Here is a 19,156-nt window from a genome sequence, read left to right as displayed (position 1 = left end):
AGTCGCGATGTTAACCTTCAAAAGCCCGTCCCAAGGGCTTTTCCCGCTGGCCGGCAGGTCGCGCACCCCGCCGCGTCGCACGCAACAAAACGACCCCAAGGAGCCCCTCGCCATGCATGCCATCAGCTTTATTCAGGACCTGGCAGTGATCATGCTGGTCGCAGGCGTGGTGACCATTCTCTTCCACCGGCTCAAGCAGCCGGTGGTCCTCGGCTATATCGTCGCTGGCTTCATCATCGGCCCGCACACCCCGCCGTTCGGCCTGATCCACGACGAAGACACGATCAAGACCCTGGCCGAGCTGGGGGTGATTTTCCTGATGTTCTGCCTGGGCCTGGAGTTCAGCCTGCGCAAGCTGTTCAAGGTCGGCGCCACGGCCTTTATCGCGGCGTTCATGGAAATCGTGCTGATGATCTGGATCGGCTACGAGATCGGTCGCTGGTTCGACTGGAACACCATGGATTCGCTGTTCCTCGGCGCGATCCTGGCGATTTCCTCGACCACCATCATCGTCAAGGCGCTCAACGACCTGAAGATGAAGAACCAGCGCTTCGCCCAGCTGATCTTCGGCGTGCTGATCGTCGAGGACATCCTCGGCATCGGCATTATCGCCTTGCTCTCGAGCATCGCGGTCAGCGGCACCGTCAGCTCCGGAGAAGTGTTCTCCACCGTCGGCAAGCTCTCGCTGTTCATGATCGTCGCCCTGGTGATCGGCATCCTGCTGGTGCCACGGTTGCTGGCCTACGTCGCCAAGTTCGAAAGCAACGAGATGCTGCTGATCACCGTGCTGGGGCTGTGTTTCGGCTTCTGCCTGCTGGTGGTCAAGCTGGAGTACAGCATGGTGCTCGGCGCCTTCCTGATCGGCGCGATCATGGCCGAGTCGCGGCAATTGCTGAAGATCGAGCGCCTGATCGAGCCGGTTCGCGACATGTTCAGCGCCATTTTCTTCGTCGCCATCGGCCTGATGATTGACCCGCAGATCCTCCTGCAATACGCCTGGCCGATCGCGGTGATCACCGTTGCGGTGGTGCTGGGCAAGATGTTGTCCTGCGGCCTGGGCGCCTTTATCGCCGGCAACGATGGCCGCACCTCGCTGCGGGTTGGCATGGGCCTGTCGCAGATCGGTGAGTTCTCCTTCATCATCGCAGCGCTGGGCATGACCCTGCAGGTCACCAGTGACTTTCTCTACCCGGTGGCGGTCGCCGTGTCGGCCATTACCACCTTGCTCACGCCTTACCTGATCCGTGCCGCCGACCCGCTGTCGCTGAAGCTCGCCGCCGTGATGCCGACCCGCCTGAGCCGGGTGCTGGGCATGTACGGCGAATGGTTGCGCAGCATCCAGCCGCACGGCGAGGGTGCGCTGCTGGCGTCGATGATCCGGCGGATCCTGTTGCAGGTCGGGGTCAACCTGGCGCTGGTGGTGGCGATCTTCTTCTCCGGCGGTTATTTCGCCGCGCGCATCGGCGAATACCTGCAGGACTGGATCGGCGATCCGAGCTGGCAGAAGGCGCTGATCTGGGGTGGGGCGCTGCTGCTGTCGCTGCCGTTCCTGATCGCTGCCTATCGCAAGCTCAAGGCCCTGTCGATGCTGCTGGCGGAGATGGGCGTGAAGCCGGAAATGGCCGGGCGCCACACCCAGCGCGTGCGCCGGGTGATCGCCGAGGTGATTCCGGTGCTGTCGTTGCTGGTGATCTTCCTGCTATTGGCGGCGCTGTCTTCGAGTATCCTGCCGACCACCGAGCTGCTGGTGCTGATCGCGGTGGTGACGGCGGCGGTGGCCGCGCTGCTGTGGCGCTGGTTCATCCGTGTGCACACCCGGATGCAGGTGGCGCTGCTGGATACCCTGGATAACCACAAGGAAGACAACGGGCACTAATTGCCGGGTGATGCACAACTCAAGGGCTGGTCGCGCCAGTATTGCCAGGCTTCGAGCCAGCCCTGGTCGTGGGTGACTCCGGGCAGGCTGACGGACTGCACACACACGGCTTTCGTCCCCAGCGCCTGCCGATAGGTGGGGTAGAGGCTGGCAGGCACGCTGCGGTCGGCCTGGCCGAGCAAATGCCGTTGCGCTACCCGTGCCAGCTTGGGTGCCTGGTCCAGCGGCTCGAGGGAGCCGTGCAACGGGCTCAGCCCCAGCGCATTGGCCCATAGCCGAGGGCTCAGGTTGCCGGCCAGGGTTTGCACCTGGGTAGTGTCGTCTCGCCGCGCGGCCAGCAACAGGGCCAGTGCCGCGCCACCGGAATGGCCGATCAACTCGAAATCCTGATTGCCGTAACACTGCTTGAGGCGGTCGAGGGCCTGGTCGAGGCTAATGCGGCGATCGACCCGCTGGGGCGACCGCTTGTGAACGTCACGCAACGGGCGGCAGTCGATCCATGCACCTGCGCCCGCGGGGCGAAACCGCGCAAGGCCGATCAGCTTTCCAGCCAGACGTCCCGCGCCCAGTGCCATACCGACTCCCAGGACTCTTCGGTGATCAGCTCTTCTTCGCCGGACCAGAGCACCACGGTGCCGTCTTCCTCGACGCAGTAGTAGTCGTCACCGTCCTGGCAGATCGGGATCAGCTCGCGCGGCACGCCCATGTCCCAGGCGGTGGCGGCCACTTCCGGCAGGTAGGTGTGGGATTGCGGGTCGGTCACGGTGACCGGCTCCAGGCTGCCGTAGACGACATCGCTCACGGTCAACAGGAACTCTTTGAAGACGAAGGGGATATTGATGAACAGCTGTTCTTCGATTTCCACCAGCAGGTCTTCATCCGGCAGTTCCAGGGGAACGGGTACCGGTTCGTTTGCTTCACGGAGTTGCTCGATGACTTCTTCCACGGCCTGGGTCCTCTTAGCTCTATGGCGCGGTTTAATAGACGGCGGTTTATACAGTAGCTCGCTATAAGTGCAATCGTGAAATGCAAAACCCCGACCTGGGCCGGGGTTTTGCGATTAGCGATGTGACACTGGAGAGGATCAGCCGTTCTGGCGGATACCTGCAACCAGCCAAGGCTGGTTTTCGCCCTGGGCGCGCTCCATGTTCCAGCTTTCGCTGAACACTTCGCCCTGGTCGAAACGCGAGCTCTTCGACACGCCGGTGAAGGTCAGGGTCGCGATGGTCTTGTCGGCGCGGTCGTCGACGCCTTCAAGCTGCACATTGAGGTTGTCGATGTAGGTCGACTGGAAGCCGTCGCCCAGATCGGCACGTTCCTGCTTCAGGAACTGCAGCATCTGCGGGGTCACGAACTCGGCGATCTTGTCCATTTCGTTGGCGTCCCAGTGTTGCTGCAGGGACTGGAAGTGGTTGCGCGCGGCTTCGACGAAACGCTCTTCGTTGAACCAGGCCGGGGCGTTGATCACCGGACGGGCCGCGGCGGCAGGTGCAGCCGAACCGCCGAAGATCGAACCGGAGGCCGGTTTTGGCTCGAAGGCTTCACGCTGCATCGGCGCGTGGCCGGCTGGAGCGTACTGCTCCTGCTGCTTGCGACGACGGGCGGCGATGAAGCGGAAGACCAGGAAGGCGATGACCGCCATGATCAGGATGTCGAAGATCTGCATGCCCTGGAAGCCGTCGCCCATGAACATGGAGGCCAGCAGGCCGCCTGCGGCGATACCGGCCAATGGGCCGAGCCAGCGCGAAGCACCGCCGGCTTTGGCGGCAGCACCCGCGGCACCGGCAGCCCCTGCGGTCGCAGCGGCAGGACCCATACCGGAAGAGGACGGAGCCATTTGGCTGGTCTGGTGGGTCGGCGCAGCGCCGGCGCTTTTGCCGCCACCAAAGCGCTTGGCGTTGGCGTCGAGGCTCATCGTCAGGCCGATGCACAACGCCATGGCGATGCTAAGAAAACGTTTCATAAAGGGAATTCCCATTTGTGGATGGCACGCGCGCCATGTTGCACAGGTGAAGTGTCACTGGCTAGCGGCAGAGTGTTTCGGGCTTTTGCCTGACAGCCGCGGTTCAGCTTCGGTCGAGGCAAGTGGGCCCTGTACAGGTTTGTCCGTTGGGCGGATGCGATGGTTCAGTGGCAAAACATCCCGGCGCCAGCAGTCTCACTGCCGGCGCCGGTCGGGCCGATTGCGCCCCATGTCGCGGGTCGCTTCTCGTTCAGAAGCATCGCCCTTGCATGGCGAAGTCGGAGTCGAGGCTTCAGATGGCTTCGAGCTTGGCGTAGCCGAGCATCAGCCACTTGCTGCCTTCGCTGAAGTTCACCTGGACCCGGGCCTGGGCGCCGGCGCCTTCGAAGTTGAGGATCACGCCGTCGCCGAATACCGAGTGGCGTACCGCTTGGCCGAGGCTGAGGCCGGTGTCCGGGATCTCGCTGCCACCGAACAGGCTGCTGGTGCTCTGCGACTGGCCACCGCCGAACGGACGGCTGACGCTGTTGGACAGGCGCACTTCCTGGATCAGCCCCTTCGGAACTTCCCGTACGAAACGCGACACCTTGTTGTAGGTCTCGCTGCCGTACAGGCGTCGGGTTTCGGCGTAGGTCATCACCAGGTTCTGCATCGCCCGGGTGATGCCGACGTAGGCCAGGCGGCGTTCTTCTTCAAGGCGGCCGGGTTCTTCCAGGCTCATCTTGTGCGGGAACAGGCCTTCTTCCATGCCCACCAGGAACACGTAAGGGAATTCCAGGCCCTTGGCGCTGTGCAGGGTCATCAGCTGGATGCTGTCTTCGTGCTCGTCGGCCTGGGTGTCGCCGGCTTCCAGCGAAGCATGGCCGAGGAAGGCCGCCAGCGGCGTCAGCTCCTGGTCTTCTTCGGTGTGCTCGAAGTTGCGCGCGGCGCTGACCAGTTCTTCAAGGTTTTCTACCCGGGCCTGGCCTTTCTCGCCTTTTTCCGCTTCGTGGTAGGCGATCAGGCCGGACTGCTCGATGACGGTCTGGGTCATCAGGTGCAACGGCATCTCGGCGGTCACGGTCGCCAGGTGCTCGATCAGTTCCATGAAGGCGCCCAGGGCACCGGCGGCGCGTCCGGTCACACCTTTATTGGCCACCAGCTGGCGCATCGCTTCCCACATCGACACATGGCTGTGGCGCGCATGTTCGCGAATCGCTTCGACGGTCTTTTCGCCAATGCCGCGGGTCGGCACGTTGATCACCCGCTCCAGGGCCGCGTCGTTGCCGCGACCTTCGAGCAGGCGCATGTAGGCCATGGCGTTCTTGATTTCGGCGCGTTCGAAGAAGCGCTGGCCGCCGTAGATGCGATACGGAATGCGCTCGCGCAGCAGCGCTTCTTCCAGCACCCGCGACTGGGCGTTGGAGCGATAGAGGATGGCGATATCGCTGCGGGCCAGGCCGGTCTTCAGGGCGCTTTCGATGGTTTCCACCACGTAGCGCGCTTCATCGTGTTCGTTGAAGGCTGCGTACAGGTTGATCGCTTCGCCTTCGCCGCCGTCGGTCCACAGTTCCTTGCCCAGGCGCCCGGTGTTATTGGCGATCAGGGCGTTGGCGGCCTTGAGGATACCGGCGGTGGAGCGGTAGTTCTGCTCCAGGCGGATCACTTCGGTGTCCGGGAAGTCTTCGGAATACTGGTGGATGTTCTCGATCTTCGCCCCGCGCCAGCCGTAGATCGACTGGTCGTCGTCGCCCACCACCATCAGGCTGTCGCCGCCCTTGGCCAGCAGGCGCAACCAGGCGTACTGCACGGCGTTGGTGTCCTGGAACTCGTCCACCAGCACATGGCGGAAACGCTTCTGGTAGTGCGCCAGCAGGCCCGGGTGGTCGCGCCACAGGTCCAGGGCGCGCAGCAGCAGTTCGGAGAAGTCGATGACCCCGGCGCGCTGGCAGGCGGCCTCGTAGGCTTCGTAGATGCCGCGCATGGTGGCCAGGAACAGGTCGCCGCTGGCTTGAATGTGTTGCGGACGCAGGCCTTCGTCCTTCTGCCCATTGATGAACCACTGGGCCTGCCGGGCCGGCCAGCGCTGCTCGTCCAGGCCGAGGTCGCGGATCACCCGCTTGACCAGGCGTTGCTGGTCGTCGCTGTCGAGGATCTGGAAGGTCTGGCTCAGGCCGGCCTCTTGCCAGTGCGCCCGCAGCAGGCGGTGCGCCAGGCCGTGGAAGGTACCGACCCACATGCCGGCCGGGTTGATCCCCATCAACTGCTCGATGCGCTGGCGCATCTCGGCAGCGGCCTTGTTGGTGAAGGTCACCGACAGGATCGAGTGGGGCGAGGCGTTCTCGACCTGGATCAACCAGGCGATACGGTGCACCAGCACTCGGGTTTTACCGGAGCCAGCACCGGCCAGGACCAACTGACGACCCAAGGAGGCAGCTACGGCCTGGCGTTGGGCATCGTTGAGGGAGTTCAGCAGAAGGGAGAGATCATCGCGCATCGGGGCATTCTAGGGGGCTGGCGCACACCGGGCAAACCAAGCTTTGGTTTAGCCGATAAAAGAACGCTGGGGACGACCGGTCGGTCACGGGCTGCAGCCGTTGGCCGGGCTTGGCCGGAGGAATTTCAGCGGGATCGGCGCTCGAGCCGATTTGCCGATTTTATGATTCCAGGCAGTTTGGTCCGGGCGGTTGCTTGTGTATGCTCCGGCGACGTTTCGGGCTCAATCATTATAAGAACACTGCCTATGACACTCAGCACTGGCCCGTCCGGACCCTTCGTGGAGCCTCGGGTTGTTCGCAAGCAATACGCCATGGAGATGGCGGTAGAGCGCACGCGCCTGCTTTATCAGGGCTCCCTGTTGCCCACTCTGTTCATGCTGCTCAACGGCCTGGTCTGCGCCTGGCTGCTGTGGACCCCCGAGCGTTATTGGCTGGTCAGCGTGTGGATGGTCTGGCTGCTGGCCCTGGTCGCCCTGCGGGTGATCCAGGTGGCGGCGTTCGACTCGGCGATTCCCAGTCGCCAGGCGCAACCGGTCTGGCGCCGCATGTTCCTGCTCGGCTCAGCCGTCAGCGGCCTGACCCTGGCCTGCGCTGGCATCGCCCTGATGCCCACCGACAATTTCCTGCAACAGGCCTGGGTCTTCGGCCTGATCGGCGCGGCGATCCTCTCGGCCAGCGTGGCCTATGCGGTCAGCCTGCCGGCCTTCCTGTCCTTTACCTTGCCCTGTTTGCTACCGGCGATCGGCTACCTGTTCTGGGGCGGCGACGAACAGCAGCGTGGCTGGGGCTGGCTGGGCTTGATCCTGCTGGTGTCACTGAGCGTGGTGGCCTGGCAGGTCAACCGCCTGATCCAGATGGGCTTGCTGCGGCGTTTCCAGAACCAGGCCCTGATCGAACATCTGCAACAGGCGCAGAGCCGCAGCGAGCAGCTCAACAGTGAGCTGCTGCGGGAAGTCGAGCAGCGCCGCCGCGCCGAAGAAGAACTGCGCGAAGCCCAGGTCGGCCTGGAAAGCCGGGTGGCCCAGCGCAGCCTCGAACTGGACGCGGCCAACCAGGCCCTGAGCAAGAGCGAGGCGCGCCTGGCCCTGGCCCTGAAGGCCAGCCAGCTGGGGCTGTGGGACTGGAACCTGCAGACCGACGAGGTCCATCACAGCCATATCAAGGAACTGTTCGGCCTGGAACCGGAGTTCGTGCGGGCGATGCTCAGCCACCTCAAGCCGCTGCTGCACCCCGAAGACCTGCCGCTGCTCAAGCGCGCGCTGGTCGAGCACCTGAAGGGGCGCACCGAGGATTACCTGGTGGAATACCGCGTGCGCCACGGCGATGGCCACTGGGTCTGGATCGAGGACCGTGGGCGCGCTGTGGAGCGCGGCCCCGGTGGCCGGGTGCTGCGCATGGTCGGCACCCGGCGCGATATCAGCGCCAGCAAGCAGCAGGAAGAGCAGCGACGCCTGTCGGCGATGGTGTTCGAGGCGGCCAGCGAAGGCATCGTGATCCTCGACCCGGATTACGTGCTGCTGGCGATCAACCAGGCGTTCAGCCGGGTCACCGGTTACCAGATCGAGGACATGCTCGGACGCAATGTGGTCGACCTGCCGTGCAGCCGCGACGCACGCCGGCACTATCCGGTGATTCATCAGGCCCTTGAGCAGCACGGCAGCTGGCAGGGCGAACTGGTGGAGGCGCGCAAGAACGGCGAGCTGTACCCGCAGTGGCTGCAGTTGAATGTGGTGCGCGATACGCGGGGAAATATCAGTCATATTGTGGGCTTCTTCGCCGATCTGTCGGCGCGGCGCGAATCCGAAGAGCGCATGCGCTACCTGACCCATTACGACGAACTCACCGGCCTGGCCAACCGTTCGCTGTTCCGCGAACGCTTGCGCGAAGCCCATCAACGGATGCGCCAGGGCGGCCGCAGCCTGGCTCTGGTGCATATCAACCTGGACCGTTTCAAGCTGCTCAACGACAGCCTGGGCCACGACGTCGCCGACCAACTGTTGCAGAAAATGGCGCGGCGACTGGTCAATGCGCTGCCGGAAGCCGACACCATTGCCCGGTTGTCCGGCGATGAGTTCGCGGTGCTGTTCGACGCCTATGGCAGCCTGTCGAGCCTGACCCGGGTGGCCACCCGCCTGTCGGCGAAGCTGCGTTTGCCGATCACCGTGGAAGGCCACGAGCTGGTGGTCAGCGCCTCCATGGGCATCAGCATGCTGCCCGACAGCGCGCGGGAAATTCCGGCGCTGATCAGCCAGGCGAACATCGCCATGCAACACGCCAAGCACCTGGGCGGCAACAACTTCCAGTTCTACACCGCCAGCCTGCAAGCCAGCACCCTGGAGCGCCTGCAATTGGAGAACCAGCTGCGCAAGGCAGTCGAGGAACGTCAGCTGAAGGTGTTCTACCAGCCGAAACTGTGCCTCGCCACCGGCCGCCTGAATGCCGCCGAGGCCCTGGTGCGCTGGGACCATCCCGATCTGGGGCGGGTGCCGCCGGGGGACTTTATCGGCCTCGCGGAAGAGATCGGGCTGATCGGCCCGATCGGCGAATTCGTGTTGCGCCAGGCCTGCTGGCAAGCCTGCGAGTGGCAGCGCCAGGGGCTGCCGGCGATCCGGGTATCGGTGAACCTGTCGGTGCATCAGCTGCGCCAGGGCAAGCTGGTCAGCCTGGTGCGCAGCGTGCTGGAAGAGACCGGGCTGGCGCCGCATTTCCTTGAGCTGGAGCTGACCGAAAGCCACCTGCTCGACAGCGTCGAACACATCGTTTCGACCTTCCAGCAATTGCGTGACCTGGGGGTGAAGCTGGCCATCGACGACTTCGGCACCGGTTATTCCTCGCTGAGTTACCTCAAGCGGATTCCGGTGGACTACGTGAAGATCGACCAGGCGTTCATCCGCGGCCTGAGCGAAGGCGGTGCCGACGCGGCGATCACCCGGGCGATCATCGCCATGGCCCACGGGCTGTCGCTGAAGGTGGTGGCCGAAGGGGTGGAACATCCGGGGCAGCTGGCGTTTCTCAAGGAACAGAAATGCGATGAGGTGCAGGGCTACCTGATCAGCCGGCCGGTGGAAGCCGAGGGCCTGGCGGCGCTATTGAGGGCCGAGACCTTGTAGCAATCGCAAGGGAGCAAGAGGTTTTCAGGAATATCCGAGATTTGGCTTTCACCGAAGCAGCGGTGGCGATACAGCCCAGTGCGGGCGTGGGCTGCGCCAGCAGCTACAAAGAGCACGCGAGGCTGAAACAGTGGGGTGCAAAGGTGATTCAGTTACGCATTGAGCAGGCAAAAAGCGAATTCATGTAGTATAACTACAAAATTGCTACATCCTTGGGCGTCTGCCCCATAACAACGAGTCCAGCCCTTTGAATCTGTTGCAGCACATCGCCCAATCACGCCATCTCTTGCGCAAGTCGGAGCTCAAGGTCGCCGATCATGTGCTGCTCGACCCTGCGGCTGTGATGCACAGTTCCATGGCCGATCTGGCCCACAGCGTGGGTATCAGCGAGCCAACCATCGTGCGCTTCTGCCGGGCCATCGGCTGCTCGGGTTTCCAGGACCTGAAGCTCAAGCTGGCCCAGAGCCTGGCCGCCGGGGCGAGCTTCGGCCAGTTCGCGATTCATGAAGACGACTCGGTCGCCGACTACAGCCTGAAGATCTTCGACACCACCCTGCACACCCTGATGGAGGTTCGCGAGAAGCTCGATCCGGTGGAGTTGCAGCGGGCGGTGACCCTCATGTCCCAGGCCCAGCGCGTGGAGTTCTACGGCTTCGGCGCTTCCGGCGCGGTGGCGGCGGATGCCCAGCACAAGTTCTTCCGCCTGCTGCTGACCGCGGCGGCCTATTCCGACCCGCATATGCAGGCAATGTCGGCGGTGACCCTCAAGCCCACCGACGTGGCGATCTGCATTTCCCAGTCCGGGCGTTCCAAGGACCTGCTGATCACCGCCAACCTGGTGCGTGAAAGCGGCGCCTCGCTGATCACCCTGTGCCCGAGCCAGACCCCGCTGGCCGAGCTGTCGACCGTCAACCTGGCGATCGACGTGCACGAAGACACCGAGATCTACACCCCGCTGACCTCGCGTATCGCCCACCTGGTGGTGATCGACGTCCTGGCGATGGGCGTGGCCATGGCCCGCGGCCCGAGCCTGGTCAACCACCTCAAGAGCGTCAAGCGCAGCCTTCGCAGCCTGCGCCTGTCGCCCAAGTCGGTCAAAGCGCTTGACGATTGAACGCTGCACCTCATCGTCGGGCGTCCTCCTGTAGGAGCGAGCTTGCTCGCGAACAATCATCAACAATGATGCGGTGTCGCGGGATGAACCGCCGCTTCGCGGCTATCGCGAGCAAGCTCGCTCCTACAAGGGAATCGGGCGTCATACGGCAGCTTTCATCGTCCTGTCATGGAGCCGCCGCCAAACCGTAACGCCTGACGTCCATCGTGAAACTCCCGTACTCGCATTGGGAGACTCGAAATGGCCCGGCCTTACGAAGAGAGCAGCAGCGCAGTCAAAACCCGTCGTCAGCAGGAAGACCAGCGCCGCATGGAATTTCGCCGCGCGATCGAACATCGCTGTGAGCTGCGCCGTCTGCAGCAGGAAATCAACGACTACCCCGAGCTGGACGCCGTCAATTACTGGCAGGCAGCCTCGGCAGCTTCCCGTCAAAACGTTCAACAAGCCCGCTGATCTGCACCCGTTCGCTGCGGATAAACCCCAGGAACGCATGCGCTACCGGTGACAGGCGTTTAGCCTTGGCCTGCACCAGGCACCAGCTGCGATACAACGGCAGCTCTTCGACCGGCAACTCGACGAGTCCCCCGGTCGCCAACTCAAGGTTCAGGGCGTGGCGCGTCAACAGCGCCACGCCCAGACCCGCCAGCACACACTCGCGCTGCGCCTCGGCCGACGACACTTCCAGGGTCTGGGTGAAGTGCACGCGTTTTTCCTTGAAATACTCCTCGCAGGCCAGGCGCGTGCCCGAACCCTGCTCGCGCACCAGCAGGTTGTAGGGCTCCAGGTCCTGCAGGCGTAGCGGCCCCAGGTGGCACAGCGGATGGTCGGGCGGCGCCACGGCGACGATCGGGTTGTTGAGGAACGGCAGGAATTCCAGGCCCATGTCCTGCGGAACCATGGACATGATCACCAGGTCGTCGCGGTTGTCCGAGAGGCGGCGGATCACCTGGCCCCGGTTGACCACCGTCAGTTGCAGATTGACCTCCGGGTGCTGGCGCTTGAAGGCGGCGAACAGGTGCGGCACGAAGTACTTGGCGCTGGATTCCACCGCCAGCTTCAGCTGGCCCTGCAAGGAACCCTGCATGTCCGACAGCTGCATGTCGAGGTTCTCCAGGCGCCCGAAGATGTCGCGGCTGGCCCGCTGCAGCGCCTCGGCGGCCTCGGTCATGTAGAGCTTCTTGCCCACGTAATCGAACAGGGGCTGGCCGATCAGCTCCTCCAGCTGGCGAATCTGCAGGCTGACGGCGGGCTGGGTGAGAGACATTTCGTCGGCCGCCCGGCTGTAGGAGCGCAGATCGCAGACCTCATTGAAAATCTGCAATTGGCGTAATGTCATACGCATCAAGGACTTACGCATTATCTAAGGTCTCGCGTCGAGGGCTGTCGGATCAACTATAAGTCTTTGCTTATGAGCGACCCAATAATTATTGATTTTTGTTAATTCATCGACAGGAATAGTGTGGGCCTGCGACTGGCTTGAAACATTTGGTCACGCGCCGACCCGGTCGAGGGTCTGTATGAAAAGTAGGCGAGCGAAGGTCAGGCAAGGCAAAAACAGGCGAGGAAGCGGAGTTTAGGAGCCTAAATGAGCATTCCGAGCCTGTTTTTAACGCAGCATGGCCGAGCGCAGCCACTTTTCGTACAGACCCAGCGGGTTGTCTGTTCCAACGGCTCAAGGGTACCTCCAAGTGATAAAAAAGATCCTGATCGCCAACCGTGGTGAGATTGCCGTACGAATCGTGCGTGCCTGCGCCGAGATGGGCATTCGCTCGGTCGCGATCTTCTCCGACGCCGATCGCCATGCCCTGCATGTGAAGCGCGCGGATGAAGCCCACAGCATCGGTGCCGAACCCCTGGCCGGCTACCTGAACCCGCGCAAGCTGGTGAACCTGGCAGTGGAAACCGGCTGCGACGCACTGCACCCCGGCTACGGCTTCCTTTCGGAAAACGCCGAACTGGCGGACATCTGCGCCGAACGTGGAATCAAATTCATAGGTCCATCGGCTGAAGTGATTCGCCGCATGGGCGACAAGACCGAAGCTCGCCGCAGCATGATCAAGGCTGGCGTGCCGGTCACCCCGGGCACCGAAGGCAACGTCGCCGATATCCATGAAGCCCTGCGCGAAGGCGACCGCATCGGTTACCCGGTGATGCTCAAGGCTACGTCCGGCGGCGGCGGCCGCGGCATTCGTCGCTGCAACAGCCGGGACGAACTGGAACAGGCCTTCCCTCGGGTGATTTCCGAGGCGACCAAGGCGTTCGGCTCCGCCGAAGTGTTCCTGGAAAAGTGCATCGTCAATCCCAAGCACATCGAGGCGCAGATCCTCGGCGACAGCTTTGGCAACGTGGTGCACCTGTTCGAGCGCGACTGCTCGATCCAGCGCCGCAACCAGAAGCTGATCGAGATCGCCCCGAGCCCGCAACTGACCCCGGAACAGCGCGCCTACATCGGCGACCTGTCGGTGCGCGCGGCCAAGGCCGTGGGCTACGAGAACGCCGGTACCGTGGAGTTCCTGCTCGCCGACGGCGAGGTGTACTTCATGGAGATGAACACCCGGGTGCAGGTGGAACACACCATCACCGAAGAAATCACCGGCATCGACATCGTTCGCGAACAGATCCGCATCGCGTCCGGCCTGCCGCTTTCGGTGAAGCAGGAAGACATCCATCACCGTGGTTTCGCCCTGCAGTTCCGGATCAACGCCGAAGACCCGAAGAACAACTTCCTGCCGAGCTTCGGCAAGATCACCCGTTACTACGCGCCCGGCGGCCCTGGCGTGCGTACCGACACGGCGATCTACACCGGCTACACCATTCCGCCGTTCTACGACTCCATGTGCCTGAAGCTGGTGGTCTGGGCCCTGACCTGGGAAGAGGCGATGGACCGTGGCTTGCGCGCCCTGGACGACATGCGTCTGCAAGGGGTCAAGACCACCGCCGCGTATTACCAGGAAATCCTGCGTAACCCGGAATTCCGTAGCGGCCAGTTCAACACCAGCTTCGTCGAGAGCCACCCTGAACTGACCAACTACTCGATCAAGCGCAAACCCGAAGAGCTGGCCCTGGCCATCGCCGCCGCCATCGCCGCCCACGCAGGCCTTTGAATGCAGCGGCAAGCTGTGAGCGGCAAGCTGCAAGTAGAAGCAGATCAGCTTTTTCTTGCGGCTTGTAGCTTGAAGCTTGTCGCTATGAGGAGATAAGAATGTCCAAGAAGATCTTTGTTACTGACACCATCCTGCGCGACGCCCACCAATCGCTGCTGGCGACCCGCATGCGCACCGAAGACATGCTGCCGATCTGCGACAAGCTCGACAAAGTCGGTTACTGGTCGCTGGAAGTCTGGGGCGGCGCGACCTTCGACGCCTGTGTGCGTTTCCTCAAGGAAGACCCGTGGGAGCGCCTGCGCAAACTGCGCGCCGCGTTGCCCAACACCCGCCTGCAAATGCTCCTGCGCGGGCAGAACCTGCTGGGCTACCGCCATTACAGCGACGACGTGGTCAAGGCCTTCGTTGCCAAGGCGGCGGTCAACGGCATCGACGTGTTCCGCATCTTCGACGCGATGAACGACGTGCGTAACCTGCGAGTGGCCATCGAAGCGGTGAAAGCCGCCGGCAAGCACGCCCAGGGCACCATCGCCTACACCACCAGCCCGGTGCACACCATCGAGGCGTTCGTGGCCCAGGCCAAGCAGATGGAATCCATGGGTTGCGACTCGGTGGCGATCAAGGACATGGCCGGCCTGCTGACCCCTTACGCCACCGGCGAGCTGGTCAAGGCGCTGAAGGCCGAGCAGTCGCTGCCGGTGTTTGTCCACTCCCATGACACGGCCGGCCTGGCTGCGATGTGCCAGCTCAAGGCCATCGAGAACGGCGCCGACCACATCGACACCGCGATCTCCAGCTTCGCCTGGGGCACCAGCCACCCGGGCACCGAGTCGATGGTCGCCGCCCTCAAAGGCAGCGAATTCGACACCGGCCTGGACCTGGAACTGTTGCAGGAAATCGGCCTGTACTTCTACGCCGTGCGCAAGAAGTACCACCAGTTCGAAAGCGAGTTCACCGCGGTCGATACCCGGGTGCAGGTCAACCAGGTGCCGGGCGGGATGATTTCCAACCTGGCCAACCAGCTCAAGGAGCAGGGCGCCCTGAACCGCATGAACGAAGTGCTGGCGGAGATCCCGCGGGTACGTCACGACCTCGGCTACCCGCCGCTGGTGACCCCGACTTCGCAGATTGTCGGCACCCAGGCGTTCTTCAACGTGCTGGCCGGCGAGCGTTACAAGACCATCACCAACGAGGTGAAGCTGTACCTGCAAGGCGGCTATGGCAAGGCGCCGGGCGCGGTGGACGAGAAGCTGCGGCGCCAGGCCATCGGCAGCATCGATGCGATCGACGTGCGCCCGGCCGACCTGCTGAAGCCGGAAATGACCAAGTTGCGCAATGACATCGGCGCCCTGGCCAAGTCCGAAGAAGACGTGCTGACCTACGCCATGTTCCCGGACATCGGGCGCAAGTTCCTCGAAGAGCGTGAAGCCGGCACCCTGACGCCGGAAGTGCTGCTGCCGATTCCGGAAGCGGGCGGCGTGAGCTCGGCCGGCGGCGAAGGCGTACCGACCGAGTTCGTCATCGACGTGCACGGCGAGACCTACCGCGTCGACATCACCGGTGTCGGGGTGAAGGCCGAAGGCAAGCGCCACTTCTACCTGTCCATCGACGGCATGCCGGAAGAAGTGGTGTTCGAGCCGCTCAACGAATTCGTCGGCAGCGGCAGCAGCAAGCGCAAGCAGGCCAGCGCGCCGGGCCACGTCAGCACCACCATGCCGGGCAACATCGTCGATGTGCTGGTCAAGGAAGGTGACACCGTCAAGGCCGGCCAGGCCGTGTTGATCACCGAAGCCATGAAGATGGAAACCGAAGTCCAGGCGGCCATCGCCGGCAAGGTCACCGCCATCCACGTGGCCAAGGGCGACCGGGTCAACCCGGGCGAAATCCTGATCGAGATCGAAGGCTGAGTTCAGGTCTTCATCTGCAACGTTTTACCTCGGGGGGGCTACGGCCTCCCTTTTTTTGCCTGTTGCCGGGCGCTGGCGGAACAGTCCGGCGTGCCGCCGCAAGCCGCCTGAGGGGGCATTTTCAGCCTTTGGGAGGATGTTAGTTAAGTGCAATTTAATACACTTATTTCATCCTGAAATTAATCTATCTGCATTAGAATGCATGCAGTTTCCATACGGCTCATTGAAAGTGCATCAAATTGCAGGTGATACAGTGCTTCGGCTGACGTTGCAGCTCTACCGCGCAGGGGCATGGAGCGACGCCATGACCCTGACCTTCGACAGGCCTGAACAGGGCTTCGCCAGCCCCTGCAGTTTTGGTTATGTGCAGCAGTACCTGGTGGATAACCTGGAGGCTGTTGGCAGTCCGCTGGCCAGGTCGGTCAGCGCGCAGATTCCCTTGGGCTGGGAGCCTTGGCGCGAAGACCGGGCCCCGGCCTTTCTCTATGACCTTGCCCCGACAGCGGCGGCCGGGCGCTTCCTGCTGCGCCAGATTGGCCACGAGCGGCCGGACGGCATGGGCGTCGAACTGTTCCTGTTGGCCCGCTCCACGGCGGCGCCCCTCGGCAACCTGCGGATCAAGGAGTCGCTGACGGGGTTGCGCCGGCGTCCGGCGCTGGGATTTTCCCGGGACCAGGTGATCGCCCTCGATAACCGCTTTCTCGAGTACGCCCATGAGCAGGGCGTGGCTTTCGGCGGTACCGCGAGCATCGGTGACCAGGCCCCCAGGCTGTTGCTGACACAGAACCCTGAGGGCCTGCTGTACCCCGACGCACTGCTCGACGATGTCTCGGCGGCGCGCCACTGGTGGGTGAAGTTCCCGCGTAACCCGGCCACGCAGAATGCCGGCGACATCCTCAGGAGCGAGTTCCACTATTACCGGGCGCTGCAGCAACTGGGCATCGATACGCTGCCGGCCGAGGGTCTGGCCCTGGAAGAGGGGCCCAGGCCCAGCCTCTGGATGCAGCGCTTTGACCGCCGGGTGACGCAGGCGGGTGTCGAGCGCCTGGCGGTGGAGTCGATCTATTCCCTGGCGGGGCTGGTGGGCCATGGCCAGGCAATGCGGCACACCGAGGTGCTGGGGATTCTTGCCGAACTATGGCGGTCCACGGGCCAGGAGTCATTGATCCCCGAGCTGGTGGCGGATTACCTGCGCCGGGACCTGCTCAACAAGATCCTCGGCAATTCGTCCAACCACGGACACAACCTCTCGATCATCCGCACCGAAGCTGCGGTGCAACTGGCGCCAATCTACGATCTGGCGCCCATGGTCATGGACGACGAGGGCATTACCCGGACCATCAAATGGCCCGGGCGCATGGAGGTGGCGGGTGACGTGGACTGGCGCCTGGTGTGCGCGAGCCTGAAGCCGCTGATCGACCCTGAAGCCGCCCTGGCGCGCCTGCGGGAGGATGCCGAACGGCTGCGGGCCCTGCCGGACCTGTTGAGCGCCAGTGGCTTGCCCGATGCCACCCTGAATCACCCGCGCATTCACTTGCGCCACTTGGACCGACGCCTGCAGGAGTGGGGACTGCGATGACTACAACCCTGGAAGAGCGCGGCGCGCTGATCGACAACATCCAGCAGGAGCTGGCTGCCGGCCGTTTGCCGCTGGGCGATGCGGTCAGGCGCCTGCGCACCGAAGTCACGGGGCTGCACCAGAGCCAGTTCGCCAGGATGTGCCGGATTTCCCTGCGCACCCTGATCCACATTGAACACGGTGACGGCAATCCGACCCTCAAGTCGCTGAACGCGGTGTTCAAGCCCTTCGGTTTGCAGATGGGGGTGGTGAATGTGCAGAAAGCCAGTCGCGCCCGCTCGCTGCTCAATGATCTGGAGCGCCTGGAAAAGGGCCCGGGCATACCCGGGCCCTCGGCGCTCAACTGAGCTTCAACCGCGCTGGGCGTAAGCCTTGCCGTAATGCCTTTCCATCCGCGCCTGGATCAGTTCCAGGCCGATCGACAGCAGCCAGTAGATGATCGCCGCGGTGCTGAGCATTTCGATGTAGCGGTAGCTGGAGCGGCCATAGGACTGGGCCAGGAACATCACTTCCCAGACGCCCATCACCGAGATCAGCGACGAATCCTTGAGCATCGAGATGAACTGGTTGGTGGCCGGCGGAATGATGGTGCGCATGGCTTGCGGCAGGGTCACGCGCCAGAAGATCACGCTGTCGCGCATGCCCAGCGCCAGGGAGGCTTCGCGCTGGCCGTGGGGCACGCCGAGGATGCCGGCGCGGAAGATCTCGCTGAGGTAGGCGCCGTAGTTCAGCGACAGGGCGATGATCCCCGCGGCGATGGCGCCCGGCACCACGCCCAGCTGCGGCAGGCCGAGGTAGATCAGCAGGATCTGGATCAACAGCGGCGTGCCGCGAAAGAACGAGGCGTAGAAGCTGGCGATGCCAAAGGCCACGGCGCTTTTCGACAGCCGGGCGAGGGCGGTGACGAAGCCCAGCAGCGACGACAGCGCGATCGAGCAGAGGCAGAGGAACAGGGTCAGCGCCGCGCCTTGCAGAAAGCCGTTGGGGGCCAGGGTCACCCCGAGCAGGTTGGGCAGCTTGTCGAGGATGATCGAGAACTTCAGGTCGAAGCTCAGGAAGAAACTGGCGAACAGGCCGAACAGCACCGCCCAGGTCAGGTACAGGCGGGTGCGGAAACCGAAGAGGCGTTTGAGCGTCGGCTCGGCCAGCGTTTGTGGTGGCCGAGGCGGTTGGGAAAAAGAAGTCATTGGCTGATGTCGGCGCCGATCCATTTCTGCGAGAGCTTGCTCAGGGTGCCGTCCTGCTTCAGCTGGGCGAACACTTCACGGACTTTGGCATGCCACTGGGCGTCGCCTTTCTCGATGGCCACCGAGTTGGGCTCGGCGTACAGCGGCTCGCCGGCGAGCTTGAAGCGCGGGTCCTGGGCCAGACGCGGCTGGGCGGTCACCAGGTTGGTGAGGATCGCGTCCAGGCGCACGCCAGCGCCCAGGCCGAGGTCCTGGAAGGCCACGTTGTCGGTGTCGTAGGGGGCGATCTGTACGTTGTCGAACGGGTACTGCAACCGGGTGTCTTCGGCGCCTTCGATCACCAGGTTCTTGTTCAGGTAGCTCTCGTAGCTGGAAGCGCTGGTCAGGCCGACCTTCTTGTCGCTCAGGTCCTTGGCACCGTGGATACGGTCGTCCTTGGCGTTGACCACGATCACCGCGGGCGAGGCGTAGTACTGCACCGGGAAGTCGAAGACTTCGGCGCGGGCCTTGCTCGGGGTCATGGAGCAGATGCAGATGTCGTAGCGACCGCTCCAGCGGCCGGCGGCGATCACGTCCCAGGACGGTGTTTCCAGGCGCAGCTTCACCCCCAGTTTGTCAGCCACGGCCTTGGCCACGTCGACGTCGAAGCCATCGAGCTGGTTCTGATCGTTGAGGAAGGAGAACGGCGGGTAACTTTCCATCAGTACGCCCACCAGCTCTTTTTTCTGTTCGATACGGTCCAGGGTAGCGCCGGCAAAAGCCTGGCTGGAGGCAGCGAGAATCGTCAGGCCGAGGGCCAGCAGCGGTTTGAAATTCATGGAAGTCCCGAGCAGAAAAAA

General features: G+C 63.4%; 14 protein-coding genes and 1 pseudogene. 8 read left to right on the top strand and 7 right to left on the bottom strand.

Translation table 11 applies throughout. The features are described from left to right. Positions 1 to 112 precede the first annotated feature (112 nt). Complete coding sequence (locus J4D28_RS07585) at positions 113 to 1,876, top strand: cation:proton antiporter (protein ID WP_009051635.1); 1,764 nt, start codon at positions 113 to 115, stop codon at positions 1,874 to 1,876. Here the strand turns inward: J4D28_RS07585 and J4D28_RS07580 are convergent. From J4D28_RS07580 to uvrD, 4 genes are all read right to left on the bottom strand, one after another. Continuing rightward, positions 1,873 to 2,358, bottom strand: a complete 486-nt coding sequence (locus tag J4D28_RS07580) for a hypothetical protein (RefSeq protein ID WP_009051634.1) — start codon at positions 2,356 to 2,358, stop codon at positions 1,873 to 1,875. The genes J4D28_RS07585 and J4D28_RS07580 overlap by 4 nt on opposite strands. Before the next feature lie 56 nt (positions 2,359 to 2,414). After that, positions 2,415 to 2,822 (bottom strand): SMI1/KNR4 family protein, encoded by a 408-nt coding sequence (locus J4D28_RS07575; protein WP_007927598.1) that lies wholly within the window; start codon positions 2,820 to 2,822, stop codon positions 2,415 to 2,417. A gap of 138 nt (positions 2,823 to 2,960) precedes the next feature. Next, positions 2,961 to 3,839, bottom strand: coding sequence for a Tim44 domain-containing protein (locus tag J4D28_RS07570; RefSeq protein WP_009051633.1), 879 nt, complete (start codon positions 3,837 to 3,839; stop codon positions 2,961 to 2,963). 292 nt (positions 3,840 to 4,131) lie between these two features. Then, entirely contained in the window at positions 4,132 to 6,315 is a 2,184-nt protein-coding gene (uvrD, locus tag J4D28_RS07565) for a DNA helicase II (RefSeq protein WP_009041397.1), read from the bottom strand. A gap of 246 nt (positions 6,316 to 6,561) precedes the next feature. Here uvrD and J4D28_RS07560 point away from each other — a divergent pair, with 246 nt between their 5' ends. The 3 genes from J4D28_RS07560 to J4D28_RS07550 all read left to right on the top strand — a co-directional run bounded on the left by J4D28_RS07560 (position 6,562) and on the right by J4D28_RS07550 (position 10,993). After that, positions 6,562 to 9,426, top strand: coding sequence for a bifunctional diguanylate cyclase/phosphodiesterase (locus J4D28_RS07560; RefSeq protein WP_103330804.1), 2,865 nt, complete (start codon positions 6,562 to 6,564; stop codon positions 9,424 to 9,426). Between the two features lie 247 nt (positions 9,427 to 9,673). Next, on the top strand, positions 9,674 to 10,540 hold the full coding sequence (gene hexR, locus J4D28_RS07555; RefSeq protein ID WP_007927594.1) for a transcriptional regulator HexR: 867 nt from the start codon (positions 9,674 to 9,676) through the stop codon (positions 10,538 to 10,540). Between the two features lie 240 nt (positions 10,541 to 10,780). Further along, positions 10,781 to 10,993 carry a PA3496 family putative envelope integrity protein gene (locus J4D28_RS07550; protein WP_007927592.1) on the top strand — a complete coding sequence of 71 codons (213 nt, stop codon included), beginning with the start codon at positions 10,781 to 10,783 and terminating at the stop codon, positions 10,991 to 10,993. Here the strand turns inward: J4D28_RS07550 and J4D28_RS07545 are convergent. Further along, a complete protein-coding gene (locus J4D28_RS07545; RefSeq protein WP_028683627.1) occupies positions 10,935 to 11,897 on the bottom strand; it encodes a LysR family transcriptional regulator in 963 nt (320 codons plus the stop codon). The genes J4D28_RS07550 and J4D28_RS07545 overlap by 59 nt on opposite strands. 331 nt (positions 11,898 to 12,228) lie before the next feature. Between J4D28_RS07545 and J4D28_RS07540 the strand changes: the two genes are divergently transcribed. The 4 genes and pseudogenes from J4D28_RS07540 to J4D28_RS07525 all read left to right on the top strand — a co-directional run. Then, positions 12,229 to 13,644 carry an acetyl-CoA carboxylase biotin carboxylase subunit gene (locus J4D28_RS07540; RefSeq protein WP_023967762.1) on the top strand — a complete coding sequence of 472 codons (1,416 nt, stop codon included), beginning with the start codon at positions 12,229 to 12,231 and terminating at the stop codon, positions 13,642 to 13,644. Between the two features lie 98 nt (positions 13,645 to 13,742). Next, positions 13,743 to 15,551 (top strand): sodium-extruding oxaloacetate decarboxylase subunit alpha, encoded by a 1,809-nt coding sequence (gene oadA, locus J4D28_RS07535; RefSeq protein WP_009051629.1) that lies wholly within the window; start codon positions 13,743 to 13,745, stop codon positions 15,549 to 15,551. Positions 15,552 to 15,855: 304 nt separating this feature from the next. After that, on the top strand, positions 15,856 to 17,130 hold the full coding sequence (locus J4D28_RS07530; protein WP_103331574.1) for a type II toxin-antitoxin system HipA family toxin: 1,275 nt from the start codon (positions 15,856 to 15,858) through the stop codon (positions 17,128 to 17,130). Then, positions 17,127 to 17,390: pseudogene (locus J4D28_RS07525) on the top strand (helix-turn-helix domain-containing protein); the annotation flags it as partial. The gene J4D28_RS07530 and the pseudogene J4D28_RS07525, both read left to right, overlap by 4 nt. Positions 17,391 to 17,480: 90 nt before the next feature. On the opposite strand, the gene J4D28_RS07520 reads toward J4D28_RS07525, so the two are convergent. Further along, positions 17,481 to 18,317 (bottom strand): amino acid ABC transporter permease, encoded by an 837-nt coding sequence (locus J4D28_RS07520; protein ID WP_009051626.1) that lies wholly within the window; start codon positions 18,315 to 18,317, stop codon positions 17,481 to 17,483. Then, a complete protein-coding gene (locus tag J4D28_RS07515) occupies positions 18,314 to 19,135 on the bottom strand; it encodes an ABC transporter substrate-binding protein (protein WP_009051625.1) in 822 nt (273 codons plus the stop codon). Before J4D28_RS07515 ends, J4D28_RS07520 begins: the two co-directional genes overlap by 4 nt. Positions 19,136 to 19,156 lie beyond the last annotated feature (21 nt).

Origin of the sequence: Pseudomonas sp. GW531-T4 (assembly GCF_017349615.1) — a bacterium.
GTDB lineage: Bacteria > Pseudomonadota > Gammaproteobacteria > Pseudomonadales > Pseudomonadaceae > Aquipseudomonas > Aquipseudomonas chlororaphis_I.
The sequence above is the reverse complement of the archived record's forward strand: the minus strand, read 5'-3'. Positions and strand labels throughout refer to the sequence as shown.

What these genes read in the sequence shown, in the direction of transcription:
- J4D28_RS07530 (WP_103331574.1), top strand. Translation starts at nt 15,856, where the DNA reads ATGACCCTGACCTTCGACAGGCCTGAACAGGGCTTCGCCAGCCCCTGC.
- J4D28_RS07545 (WP_028683627.1), bottom strand. Translation starts at nt 11,897, where the DNA reads ATGCGTAAGTCCTTGATGCGTATGACATTACGCCAATTGCAGATTTTC.
- J4D28_RS07550 (WP_007927592.1), top strand. Translation starts at nt 10,781, where the DNA reads ATGGCCCGGCCTTACGAAGAGAGCAGCAGCGCAGTCAAAACCCGTCGT.
- J4D28_RS07585 (WP_009051635.1), top strand. Translation starts at nt 113, where the DNA reads ATGCATGCCATCAGCTTTATTCAGGACCTGGCAGTGATCATGCTGGTC.
- J4D28_RS07520 (WP_009051626.1), bottom strand. Translation starts at nt 18,317, where the DNA reads ATGACTTCTTTTTCCCAACCGCCTCGGCCACCACAAACGCTGGCCGAG.
- uvrD (WP_009041397.1), bottom strand. Translation starts at nt 6,315, where the DNA reads ATGCGCGATGATCTCTCCCTTCTGCTGAACTCCCTCAACGATGCCCAA.
- J4D28_RS07560 (WP_103330804.1), top strand. Translation starts at nt 6,562, where the DNA reads ATGACACTCAGCACTGGCCCGTCCGGACCCTTCGTGGAGCCTCGGGTT.
- oadA (WP_009051629.1), top strand. Translation starts at nt 13,743, where the DNA reads ATGTCCAAGAAGATCTTTGTTACTGACACCATCCTGCGCGACGCCCAC.
- J4D28_RS07515 (WP_009051625.1), bottom strand. Translation starts at nt 19,135, where the DNA reads ATGAATTTCAAACCGCTGCTGGCCCTCGGCCTGACGATTCTCGCTGCC.
- J4D28_RS07570 (WP_009051633.1), bottom strand. Translation starts at nt 3,839, where the DNA reads ATGAAACGTTTTCTTAGCATCGCCATGGCGTTGTGCATCGGCCTGACG.